Source organism: Paenibacillus wynnii (assembly GCF_030812855.1).
Taxonomy (GTDB): domain Bacteria; phylum Bacillota; class Bacilli; order Paenibacillales; family Paenibacillaceae; genus Paenibacillus_AQ; species Paenibacillus_AQ wynnii_A.
Map to the genome: position 1 here is coordinate 159477 of NZ_JAUSTK010000002.1, position 12205 is coordinate 171681.

At 47.5% G+C, this 12205-nt stretch carries 14 protein-coding genes and 1 riboswitch; all 14 genes read right to left on the reverse strand.

Features of this window, described 5'->3' with window-relative positions:
• Nucleotides 1–13 precede the first annotated feature (13 nt).
• The gene (gene atpA, locus J2T20_RS02680; RefSeq protein WP_307585328.1) at nt 14–1525 is read right to left on the reverse strand and encodes a F0F1 ATP synthase subunit alpha; all 1512 of its coding nucleotides are present in this window, start codon (nt 1523–1525) and stop codon (nt 14–16) included.
• Nucleotides 1526–1536: 11 nt separating this feature from the next.
• Nucleotides 1537–2088: a F0F1 ATP synthase subunit delta gene (locus J2T20_RS02685; protein WP_307585329.1), complete on the reverse strand. Its 552-nt coding sequence runs from the start codon at nt 2086–2088 to the stop codon at nt 1537–1539.
• Nucleotides 2085–2573, reverse strand: a complete 489-nt coding sequence (atpF, locus tag J2T20_RS02690; RefSeq protein ID WP_307585330.1) for a F0F1 ATP synthase subunit B — start codon at nt 2571–2573, stop codon at nt 2085–2087. The genes J2T20_RS02685 and atpF overlap by 4 nt, the downstream gene beginning before the upstream one ends.
• A 97-nt stretch (nt 2574–2670) precedes the next feature.
• Nucleotides 2671–2883 (reverse strand): F0F1 ATP synthase subunit C, encoded by a 213-nt coding sequence (gene atpE, locus J2T20_RS02695; RefSeq protein WP_307585331.1) that lies wholly within the window; start codon nt 2881–2883, stop codon nt 2671–2673.
• Nucleotides 2884–2988: 105 nt separating this feature from the next.
• Nucleotides 2989–3756 carry a F0F1 ATP synthase subunit A gene (gene atpB, locus J2T20_RS02700; RefSeq protein WP_307585333.1) on the reverse strand — a complete coding sequence of 256 codons (768 nt, stop codon included), beginning with the start codon at nt 3754–3756 and terminating at the stop codon, nt 2989–2991.
• 32 nt (nt 3757–3788) lie between these two features.
• Entirely contained in the window at nt 3789–4166 is a 378-nt protein-coding gene (locus J2T20_RS02705; protein WP_307585335.1) for an ATP synthase subunit I, read from the reverse strand.
• Nucleotides 4159–4392, reverse strand: a complete 234-nt coding sequence (locus tag J2T20_RS02710; RefSeq protein WP_307585336.1) for an AtpZ/AtpI family protein — start codon at nt 4390–4392, stop codon at nt 4159–4161. The genes J2T20_RS02705 and J2T20_RS02710 overlap by 8 nt, the downstream gene beginning before the upstream one ends.
• A 179-nt stretch (nt 4393–4571) precedes the next feature.
• On the reverse strand, nt 4572–5732 hold the full coding sequence (gene wecB / locus J2T20_RS02715) for a non-hydrolyzing UDP-N-acetylglucosamine 2-epimerase (protein WP_307585338.1): 1161 nt from the start codon (nt 5730–5732) through the stop codon (nt 4572–4574).
• A gap of 39 nt (nt 5733–5771) precedes the next feature.
• Complete coding sequence (gene upp, locus J2T20_RS02720) at nt 5772–6401, reverse strand: uracil phosphoribosyltransferase (RefSeq protein ID WP_036652544.1); 630 nt, start codon at nt 6399–6401, stop codon at nt 5772–5774.
• Nucleotides 6402–7484: 1083 nt separating this feature from the next.
• Entirely contained in the window at nt 7485–8735 is a 1251-nt protein-coding gene (gene glyA, locus J2T20_RS02725) for a serine hydroxymethyltransferase (RefSeq protein ID WP_307585760.1), read from the reverse strand.
• 43 nt (nt 8736–8778) lie between these two features.
• Nucleotides 8779–9372, reverse strand: coding sequence for a TIGR01440 family protein (locus tag J2T20_RS02730; protein ID WP_307585340.1), 594 nt, complete (start codon nt 9370–9372; stop codon nt 8779–8781).
• A gap of 83 nt (nt 9373–9455) precedes the next feature.
• Nucleotides 9456–9538: riboswitch (ZMP/ZTP riboswitch) on the reverse strand.
• Between the two features lie 61 nt (nt 9539–9599).
• A complete protein-coding gene (locus J2T20_RS02735; RefSeq protein ID WP_307585342.1) occupies nt 9600–10184 on the reverse strand; it encodes a low molecular weight protein arginine phosphatase in 585 nt (194 codons plus the stop codon).
• A 41-nt stretch (nt 10185–10225) separates the two neighbouring features.
• Nucleotides 10226–10801 carry a manganese efflux pump MntP gene (locus J2T20_RS02740; protein ID WP_307585344.1) on the reverse strand — a complete coding sequence of 192 codons (576 nt, stop codon included), beginning with the start codon at nt 10799–10801 and terminating at the stop codon, nt 10226–10228.
• Nucleotides 10802–10908: 107 nt separating this feature from the next.
• The gene (locus J2T20_RS02745) at nt 10909–12159 is read right to left on the reverse strand and encodes an L-threonylcarbamoyladenylate synthase (protein WP_373457742.1); all 1251 of its coding nucleotides are present in this window, start codon (nt 12157–12159) and stop codon (nt 10909–10911) included.
• Nucleotides 12160–12205 lie beyond the last annotated feature (46 nt).

Here is a 12205-nt window from a genome sequence, read left to right on the forward strand (position 1 = left end):
TAAGTTACCTGTATTAGCTAGTAGCAAAGCCTCTTTTGAACTTCTCAATCGCAGCTTTCAGAGCAGCTTCGTTATCAGCTGTCAAATCCTTCGTATCTGTGATCGATTGGAAAATTTCAGATGCGCTGCTTTCAACAAACGCCAGAAATTCCTTTTCAAAGCGTCTTACATCTTTCACAGGGATATCATCCAAATGGCCTTTAACCGCAGTGTACAAGCTGACTACTTGATGCTCAACAGACAACGGCTGGTTAACGCCTTGCTTCAGAATCTCCATCATACGAGCACCGCGGTTAAGACGGGCCTGCGTAGATTTATCGAGATCGGAACCAAACTGGGAGAACGCCTGAAGCTCACGGTATTGGGCAAGATCCAAACGGAGGGAGCCGGCAACCTTCTTCATAGCTTTAATCTGCGCCGAGCCACCTACACGCGATACGGAGATACCTACGTTAATCGCAGGACGTTGACCGGAGTAGAAAAGGTCGGATTCTAGGAATATTTGACCATCTGTAATCGAAATTACGTTCGTTGGAATGTAAGCCGATACGTCAGAGGCTTGTGTTTCGATGAATGGTAGAGCGGTTAATGAACCACCACCAAGGGCATCGCTAAGTTTAGCTGCACGCTCCAAAAGACGGGAGTGCAAGTAGAACACGTCACCAGGGAAAGCTTCACGACCCGGTGGACGGCGAAGCAGCAGGGACAATTCGCGGTAAGCAGAAGCTTGCTTCGAAAGGTCATCATAAATGATCAGGACGTGCTCGCCTTTATACATGAAGTATTCACCCATAGCGCAACCCGCATATGGTGCAAGGAACAACAATGGAGACGGCTCAGAAGCTGATGCAGTTACAACGATTGTATATTCCAAAGCGCCATGACGACGAAGGGTTTCTACAACCTGTGCTACTGTGGATTGTTTTTGACCAATCGCAACGTAGATACATTTCATACCGTTGCCTTTTTGGTTGATGATCGCATCAATAGCAATCGCCGTTTTACCCGTCTGACGGTCACCGATAATCAATTCGCGCTGTCCGCGTCCGATTGGCACCATGGCATCAATCGCTTTAAGACCAGTTTGCATCGGCTCATGTACGGATTTACGGTCGATAACACCAGGAGCACTGCTCTCTACAGGACGGAATTCAGTCGTTTCGATAGGGCCTTTGCCGTCAAGTGGTTGACCCAGTGCGTTCACAACACGACCCAGAAGGGCTTCGCCTACAGGAACCTGCATAATCTTACCCGTACGCTTTACTTGATCGCCTTCACGAATTTCAGTGTACTCACCAAGAATAACAACACCTACGTTGCTTTCTTCAAGGTTAAGTGCCATACCCACTACACCATTAGAGAACTCCAGCAGCTCGCCGGACATTGCATTCTCCAATCCGTAGACACGGGCGATACCGTCGCCGACTTGAATGACGGTGCCGATTTCGGCAACTTCGATATCGGCTTTATATTGCTCAATTTGACTTTTAATCAAAGTGCTGATTTCTTCAGGTCTGATGCCCAATACCCTCACCCCTATCTTCTTTGCTTATCATTAAAAGATTTCTCGAGACGCTCCAATTTACCGGACAGACTGCCATCATACAGCGTATCACCGATAACGACTTTAAGTCCGCCAAGCAGGCTCTTATCTACCACATTGGTAATGCGAATAGTCCGCTTAACCAACTGGCCGAATTCAGCAGCTACCTTTGCCTGCTCCTCTTCATCAAGTGCATAAGTGGAGTAAACCGTAGCATCGCCGATGCCCAGGGCATCTCCTTCAATTTTGATATACGTTTCTAGCAGCTCTGCTAAAATATCGGTTCTGCCCCGCTCTACCAGCAGCTCTACCGTGTTCATCACCGTTGGAGAGATTTTACCCTGAAGCGCTGTGCGGAGCACATTAAGCTTGTCAGTTTGGGAGATGCGCGGCGCAACAAGGAACCGTTTCACCTCTTGGTCAAAGTGAAGCACTTCGACTACTGCCTTGAGCTGTTCTTCTACTTCAAGTGTGATTCCCTTTTCCAACGCTGCACTGTATAACGCCTTGGCATAACGCTTGGCAACTACCGTATCGCGGCTCATGATCGGCCTCCTACCTCTTTGAGGTATTGATCAACGAGCTGCTCTTGTTCACCGCTCACACTAACTTCTTTTTGAAGAAGCTTGGAAGCGATGCGTACAGATGCTGTTCCGATTTCACTGCGCAGTTCTTCAACGGCTTTGTTCTTCTCGTTCTCGATATCCCGAACCGCTTCGTCTTTTACGCGCGCTGCATCAGCTTTAGCTTGCTCCAGAATCCGGTCTACCTGCTGACTGCTGGTAATCTGGGATTGCTGAATAATGGTTTGAGCTTCTTTACGGGCACTGTTCAGCGCCTGTTTCTGCTCCTCAACATAAGCGACTGCCTGTTCTCTGGTCTTCGCCGCTTCATCCATTTGCTGCATGACTAATTCGCGACGTGTCTCCATTACTGCAAACAATTTGCTGAACGCATACTTGCTTAGCAAGAAATATAGAATCGCAAATGCTGCTATTGAGAAGATAATATTTGTGTACACTATTTCCATTGAAGTCACTCCCTTCCGTTACCGCGACATGCGGACCTATACAAAAGTAAGGCGCGGATGGCATCGGCCGTCCCCGCCAAACCGTAAATACGGATTATTAAGAAAACATGATCAGGAATGCAATTACGGTTGCCGCCAAAGGAATAACTTCGACGATACCTACACCGATAAACATTGTTGTTTGCAGTTGGTTACGAGCTTCCGGTTGACGAGCGATTGATTCTACTGTTCTACTAACGATCATACCGTTACCAAGACCTGCACCCAGTGCGCCTAATCCTACTGCTATTGCTGCTGCTAATAAATCCATTTGTAAATATCCTCCTTTAATTTCGGTTCATATTGTGTTTAATGATATAAGATATCTCCTGCGAATGGAATTGGGCCGATTAGCCCACTTCTTCACAGAAGTTCATTAATGTGCTTCTTCTTCGTGAGTCGTCATCTGCGCGATGTAAACCATCGTCAGAATCGTAAAGATGAAGGCTTGCAGCGCTCCGACGAATATACTGAATCCTTGCCATATCGCCAAGAACGGAATACTCGCTACACCCAGCTTCAGAATGACCGTAATCAATACCTCACCTGCAAAAATGTTAGCGAATAGACGAATTGCCAACGCCACCGGCTTTGCCAAATTCTCAATAATGTTCAGCGGCAGAAAGATCGGGAACGGCTGAATATAGTGCTTAAAGTAATGTTTACCATTAAGCTTGATTCCCAAATAGTTCATTAACACGAAGACGATAATGGCCAACCCCGCGGTAACGTTAATATCAGCAGTCGGTGACTTATACCACAAGATCTCAACATGCTCTCCGTGGGCCAAGTTTCTTGTGGCTTCAATAACATGCCCGAACACGGTAACCGGTTCATGTGCCTCTGTTATTACCGAAAACGGTAAACCCAGCAGGTTCGAGACAAAAATGAACAAAATCAGAGTCAGACCCAAAGATATGTAAGGTTTCCCTTTCTTCAAATCCATGGCACTGCCTATGACACCTTGTACAAATTCTACAACCCACTCCATAAAATTCTGCAGCTTGGAAGGATTCTCGACTGAAAGCCTGCGGACCGACATCATTACCAGAACGAATACAACTAACGAACTGATAAAAAGCATCAGAACAGCAGAGAGGTCTATCGGTATTCCTCCAAGATAAATTAACGGCATTGCATGCATAGTATCATTTCCCCCCTTTCTCTTTAATCTGATTAGAGCTTGTTTTTCTTACTCAGAAATATCCCCGTAGGAATAGCGAGAAGCTGGGGAATGAACAGTCCGGCAATAGTCGCTTCCAAAGAGAATTGCCCGACCTTGACCGAGAACATAACGACCAAAAGAGCCAAGCAAATCCGTGTGACAAAACCGAGGCTGAAATTCTTTCCTTTATTACTCACAGCGGCTTCCGTTACTCGCCGAACCTTAACGGCCAGATAACGGAAACTGGCCAACCCTGCCACCAGTCCTATGGTCAGACCAAGCGTAATCGATCGGGATTCATGATGAAGCGCCCAACCCATTAGCAAACCTGCCATAAGAACGAAAGTTATTCTGGTGACGGCATTGATCATGGGAGTCATATTATCCATTCTGCTCCCCCAAAAATTTTTTGATTAACAGGACGACATTAACGATACCCAGAACCATTCCCGTTATGGTGCCGATAGCCAGCCAATAGCTGGGTCCATCAAACTGATTCTGCAGCCATCTCGCCGCGAAAAAACCGATAATAATGTGAGCGGCGAACAAAGTTCCTGCACTGCCAATAACAAGTCCAGTCCGTGCAAGGCTGTCTTTGTGTTTCGGTTCATTCATCGGCTACAATCCCAACTAATTTTACTGAATTTCTAGACTCTTTGTCAATTCATTGAACATTACCCAAAAAGCCCTGAAAACATGAAAATAATCACAGCAAACTGTTCCAAAACCATATAAACCGTACAGTTTCACTGTATGTTAAATTCAATCTTTACAGAATATTAGTTTTAAACTTTTTAGCTATTTTGTGTGAACATTCTGTGAAACTCTTCCGGGCGCTCTTCTTTTACACCGAAATGGTGCAAAATCGCATTGACAATTCTTTCCGAAGCTTTCCCATCTCCATACGGGTTGGCGGCCCGGCTCATGGACTGATATAGATCCTGATCAGTCAAAAGAGCATGTGTCCGTTGATACACCTTCTCCTCGTCCGTCCCCACCAGCTCGAGTGTTCCAGCCTCAATTCCTTCCGGGCGCTCCGTCGTATCACGCAATACAAGCACCGGTACTCCAAAGGATGGCGCTTCTTCTTGCAAACCGCCGGAATCGGTAAGAATTAAGTGGGTATGCGGATAAAAATTGTGCAGGTCAACGACATCCAATGGATCAATCAGCTTAATTCTCGGATGTCCGCCTAATATCTCATGTGCCGGTCCCTTCACTGCGGGACTCGGATGCACAGGATATACGATAGCGACATCTTCAAATTCATCAGCGATTCTTTTGACAGCACGGAAAATATGACGGTGCGGTTCGCCTTGTGATTCTCTGCGGTGCGCCGTCATCAAAATAAGTCTTTTTCCTGAAGCAAAATCCAATACAGGATGTCGGTAGTCCGACTTTACGGTATATTGAAACACATCAGTTACGGTATTGCCTGTGATATAAATACTTGACTCTTTTTTATTCTCTTGTCTCAAATTGCCCGCTGACCAATCGGTCGGAGCAAAGTGTACATCCGCCAAAACCCCTGTCAATTGACGGTTCATTTCCTCAGGATACGGGGAAAGCTTGTTCCAGGTCCGAAGACCTGCTTCCACATGCCCAACCTGAATTTGCTGGAGAAATGAAGCGTAGCTGGCCAGGAACGTGGTTAGGGTATCGCCGTGCACTAACACTAGGTCAGGCTTTACTTCCCGAAGCACGGGCTCAAGCCCTTCCAGAACACGAATAGTGATCTCATTCAAGGTTTGTTGATTCTTCATAACGTCCAGATCGTAATCCGGCGTAATCTTGAATACTTCTAATACTTGATCAAGAAGTTCCCTGTGCTGTGCTGTTACACATACGATTGACTCTATATGCTCCGAATGCTTGTTCAGCTCTAGAACCAGCGGCGCCATTTTGATCGCCTCGGGGCGCACGCCGAAAATTGTCATCACTTTAATTTTGGTCATAACCCCTACCCTCTCATTATAGCCTTCTCTTCTTTGGTATTACTTAGTACCGTATAAACGGTCTCCTGCATCTCCTAGTCCCGGAACAATATAACCGTGTTCATTCAGGTGGTCATCCAGGGCTGCTACATAAATGTCCACATCAGGATGAGCAGCTTGTACAGCCGCAACACCTTCAGGAGCAGCAATCAGGTTCATCATCTTAATTTGGGTACAGCCGCGGTTCTTCAAGGATGTGATAGCTGCAATAGCAGATCCTCCAGTAGCCAGCATCGGATCGATAACAATCAATTCGCGCTCTTGTACATCAGTAGGTAGTTTTATGTAGTATTCCACCGGTTGAAGCGTATCCGGATCACGGAACAATCCTACATGTCCTACTTTGGCTGCCGGAAGCAGCTTGAGAACACCTTCCAGCATACCTAATCCAGCGCGCAGAATAGGGATAAGACCCAGCATTCTGCCTGAAATAACCTTGCTTTCCGTTTCAGCGACAGGTGTTTGAACCGTAATCGTCTCAAGTGGAATATTACGCGTAATCTCATAAGCCATTAGTGTCGCAACTTCATCAACATGCTCCCTAAACTCCTTCGTGTTGGTCCGCACATCGCGAATAAATGTAAGTTTGTGCTGAATCAAAGGATGATCGCAAATCACCAATTTTCCCATTAACTTGTCCCTCCGGTACTTATAAGTCTTGTTGTACATCAGCAAGTTCAACTACTCCTGCAGATAAATCTTGTCTATTATATCACCCTCGGCTCTGCTTTTCACCTACTGAGGAACCGATTTCTGAGTGAAGATTTAATCTGTGGAAGATTTGCTTACTCATCGGCAGATATGTATCTTCTCTAAAGCGGATAAATTCGTATTAGTTTGTGTGAATACAGGCACTTTCATACTTTTCACATTTATTTCACTCATTTTATTGAAAGTTTCATGAACTTTCATTTTAATACAAGAAGAAACGACTTCGTCGTCTTTATGGACGACAGACGTTTCTCGTAAATATAGAAGGATACTATATAGACAGTACTTAAGATTTACTCCTTGGTCATGTAGTAGTAACCGATTATGACAAGTTTGTTTAAATTCATTTTGCTACTAGGACATTGCTGTGTTAATAAAGTTAGAGGGAAAAGCCCCCTATATATTTAAGAAAATTTTCAATATTGAGGTAGCGTCAATAAGTTGGAGTAAGAGAGTGGACGTATCTCATCGGGTATCCTCGACAACTACGGAAAATCGTCTACCTACACGGGTTTCAACATGTATAGTTGCACTACGTACACTTATATTTCTCTCTTAGCACACTTTAGGATGTTTAATTGCACTTTATACACTTATTTTTTGGTATTCCGGGGTTTAACCGGCATATCCGTGTTTTTAATTGCACAAAGTACATCTATCCATACATCCGAGCGCCAAAAGCTAGAAATAAGTGTACAAAGTACATCTATTCCACGGACTACCCTCCTATATTGGGTAGCCAAAATCCGAAATTTATGCTCCAGAATCCCCTCTATATAACTCCATAGTGACTGAATCCTTAATTTAGCAGGATAAATCCCTTCTAAACAAGCTGAAGAAAAAAATTACAAAAATCGAGAAGGAACGAACGGTAATATGAAAACCATAGGAGCCAGCATTAGCAAGCGAGTCTATATTGTTATATTTTAAAAAAGACTTCTGCAAAGTCCGAAACATCGGATCTCACAGAAGCCTATAACATTAATAAATTAAGGGTCAGAACTAGTACTGCAGATCAGGATAGATTGGGAATCTTTCAGTAATCTTAGCAACGTCACGAGCCGCTTCAGCCAGTGTTGACTCATCCTTAGGTTGCTTCAGAACTTTGGCGATGATCTGTCCGATTTCAACCATAGCCTGCTCATCCATACCCCGGGAAGTAACAGCCGGTGTACCGATACGAATACCGCTGGTTACAAACGGGCTTGTAGGATCAAAAGGAATCGCATTTTTGTTCACAGTAATTCCGATGGAATCCAATACTTTCTCTGCATCTTTACCAGTAATGTTGAGATTGCGGGTATCCAGCAGCATTAAATGGTTGTCCGTTCCTCCAGAGACGATATTTACACCTTCACTAATAAGTGTGTCTGCCAAAACCTTGGCATTATTAACTACATTTTGCGCATAGGTTTTGAAAGACGGCTGCAGAGCTTCACCTAAGGCTACTGCTTTGGAAGCTATAACATGCATTAATGGACCGCCTTGGGAGCCCGGGAATACAGCTTTATCAATAGCCGCCGCCCATGCTTGTTTACATAAAATCAGACCGCCGCGTGGACCGCGAAGAGTTTTGTGAGTAGTTGTGGTAACAAAATGAGCATGTGGAATCGGACTTGGGTGAAGACCCGCGGCTACCAGACCCGCAATATGAGCCATATCTACAAAAAACAATGCGCCTACATCATTGGCGATGGAAGCCATAGCTTCAAAGTCAATAGTGCGCGGATATGCACTTGCACCGGCTACAATCATACGGGGACGATGCTTGAACGCTAATTTGCGGACTTCATTATAATCAATAAGGAATGTATCTTCCTGTACTCCGTAGGCTACGAAGTTATAAAGCAAGCCGGAAGCATTTACAGGGCTGCCGTGTGTTAAATGACCGCCATGAGCCAGGTTCATACCAAGCACAGTATCTCCAGGGTTAAGGGCCGCAAGGTATACCGCCATATTCGCCTGCGCACCGGAGTGCGGTTGCACATTGGCATGCTCTGCACCAAACAATTCTTTGGCACGGTCACGGGCAAGATTCTCAACGATATCTACATCTTCACAACCGCCATAGTAACGTTTACCCGGATATCCTTCCGCATATTTGTTCGTGAGGACAGAACCCATCGCTTCGATTACCGCTTCACTAACAATATTCTCCGAGGCAATAAGCTCAATGTTCGCACGCTGACGCTTCAGTTCCAATCCCATCGCTTCCAATACTGCCGGGTCACTCTTACGTAATTGTTCCATGATTCTTATTTCCTCCCTGGGTGTATGTTTGATGTAATCCTATCAGTCAATCGCAAAGCTGCGAATCACTTTCATTGGGGATGCGGAGATAAACAGCCCTTTCGCCACCAATCAGCGGGGGTCTGCTCCAAGCAGCATTCACACGCGCCTCTCCTATATAACGCAAGGAGGGTCTAAAGGGCACTGCTACTCGGCGTAAATGCATACCGATCAGCGTCTCGCCGATATCCACACCGGCATGGGCTTGTACCGTTTCTGCAAGCACCGGATCAGCCATTGAACGGTAAGCCGCTGCAGCCATTGAACCTCCTGCTCCAGGAATGGGAACGGCTGTTACTTCATTTAATCCAAGTGACATAAGCAAGGAACGCTCCATCACCAGCGCGCGATTCAAGTGCTCACAGCACTGGTATACCGGATGAAAACCAAATTCCTCTGAGGCTTGACGCACGCCCTTTAGCAGCTGTTCCGCTACCTCAAGTGCACCGCCTGTCCCAATACGGACGCCTGCGACCTCACTTGTACTCACACCGACGACAACAACCTTACCTGGGCCTAATTTGCCAACAGCTGCGAACTCTCTAAGTACAGAGAGGGTTTCCTCAAACAGTGACAATTCTTTCCCTACAACTTCATTCATCGCCTTTCCTCCTTACGAGTTAAAGCTTAGTTCACTATAGATTTTAAACAAAAAAGAGCAGTCCGCAGGTAGCTGCGGATTTGCTCTTGTGCCCAGGCGACCGGCCGTTTATTCCGATGCTCCATCGTGGTTTGATCCACAGTTGTCGCCAGTTACATCGGAACCGATATTTGTAATCTTATCTTAAAACAAAGCTAAGTGAAAAGCAACCACCTACCGGATGGCAATTAATAACGCGGGACTTCCAGCTTATCGAGCAGCTTGTGCAATGCTGTACGGATCTCAGCAGCAGCGATCTCATAATCATCACGCGAGCCGCCAAAAGGGTCCGAGATATCAAAACTCGGTATCCGCTGACGTATTTCAATAATTCGCTGTAAGTCGACCGGGTCCGGATCACCACCCAATGAGATCTCCAGTTCAGCTTGAGCATATAAGCTATCCAGCTCCTGTAGGTCTCTGCCTACTACATCCTCATCTTCAACATATTCCTTCAGTGTATGTGTCTTGGATACCGTACCGGGAAAATGCTGCAGCACATGCCGTTTATGTCCACCGGTAAGCGTAAGCACCAGATCAGCCCAAGAGATCAAAGCTTCGCTGAGCTGCGAAGACGTTGAAACGTCATTAATTCCTTCATCACGCAATATAGCAGCGGCATGTCTGGAAACGGAGGTTCCTGTAATGGCGGATACACCCGCAGACCGCACTTCCAGGTCGACCCCCCGCTCCCGCGCGAGCTTGCGCAACAGGCCTTCAGCCATAGGACTACGGCACGTATTCCCGGTACAGACGAATAAAATATGCAGCATGCTTATCCACCTCCATGATTTTATAATATGTAGTTATTGTATCAAAAGATGAACAGCAAACCAAACCCCAGCAGGATCGCTCCGCCAATCGCCTCTCCATAATCTCCAAGACCCCGACTAACACGACGCCCCAGCAGCAATCCCACCATAGACATCAATCCCCCGCAGGCCCCGAACGTCAGTACTGTCAAAAGGATATGATTCACGAACATCCCTAATGAAACTCCTACGGAAAAGGAATCCACGCTAACACTCAGTGAGATTAGAAGCATCCCCCAAAGGGAACGATGATCAACAGCCTGCAGGCCTCCGGCGTCACCGAAACGAAAGGAATTAATTATCATATGCCCCCCAAGTAAAAGCAAGAGCCCTCCGGCTGCATATTGTGTTACCTGTCCCAATAATTGTCCTACATAATCGCCCGTAACCAACCCAAATAGAGGCATTAACACGTGAAAAAAGGCAACGAACAGGCTCAGTTGCAGCACATGCAGCAGACGGATGCCCTTCATTCCGATACCAACGCCCAGCGAAAAAGCGTCCAGCCCCAGAGCAACCGCCATGATGGCAATTGTTATGATCTGCCCCGCCCCGGCATATACTTCCACCACACCCATGCCCATACCCCCATGTCCCATATATCCTGTACAACCACGATATGCGGACAAGGGTGCAATCATGCCAGATTGGCATAAGCTCGTTCGATAGGAATGGGACGCAGATGTCAACCTGCGTCGATAAGGGTACCACCGGCGGCTTTCATCAGCCGGTTCATAATGGCTGCACCGAGGCCGGTTACCGGACAGGCCTCGGCCAGAATGTAAGTCGCTCCCGCTTCATCGAAGCGCCGCAGCGCGGCATATAGGGAGCGGGCAGCTTCCTCCGGCGAGTCTAACGAGCCGAGAGAAGTGACGCAGGCGGCGGGAACGGCGGGATACAGGGCGATATGCTCATCGAAGAGGAGCAAGCCCGTGATCTCGCCGTTCAGCTGCGCAGCCTGCAGCAGGCTCGCGGCTCTTTCCGCCACGCGAAGCGGCGAAGAGCCGCGCACTACGCCAAGCCAGCCGCGCGGGGCGTAGTGCGTGTACTTCATGCCCGGCGCGCGCGGCGCCGGGTTCTTGTCAGCAGCGGAGGCCGGGAGCTCTCCGTCCGCGGCATTTAATCCTGCTGCGTCCGATGGCATCGAGGCAGCCTCTTTCCGCGTGAAGTCCAAGGCTTCCGCAGATGTACTGTCGACCGTGCCGGCACCACTTACCGCAGACAATTGCTCAGCGGTTATCCCGCCGGGGCGAAGAACAGAAACGGAGCCGTCAGGCTGAACCTGCACCACCGTGGATTCCAGACCAACACCAGCGGCACCGCCATCCAGAACACCTCCGATATATCCGGTAAGGTCGTCCATTACATGGGATGCTAAGGTCGGGCTTGGCCGGCCGGAGCGATTGGCACTCGGCGCAGCTACCGGACAGCCGGCTGCACGGATCAGCGCCCGAGCAACCGGATGATCGGGTATCCGCACACCAACCGTATCCAAGCCCGCACTCACAAGGGGGGACAATACATCGGGCCGGAGCGGAAGCACCAGCGTCAGCGGTCCGGGCCAGTATGCTTCCATCAATGCGACAGCAACCGGATGCACCTCTGTCACCAATTCATCCAGTGCGTCGAGATCAGCAATATGCACGATAAGAGGATTATCGGACGGACGTCCTTTGGCAGCAAAAACCGCTTCTACAGCCTGTGTATTCCGGGCATCAGCTCCAAGACCATAGACGGTTTCCGTAGGAAAAGCTACCGTACCGCCATTACGCAGCATAGCTGCAGCCTCGGCAATGTCCCTTTGATCCATCCGATGAATATCATCAGATGTTTCCGCATTACCCTTCGCGGAGCTTAGCTCCCAATAAACTGTTGTTCTTATATCTCCACTCCGGCGCTGAACAGCGAACAGAGATTCTTCATGATTGTTATCCATAAATATCACTAACTTTCTGCAAGGTCGTTGTTTTTGACAAGAAGAA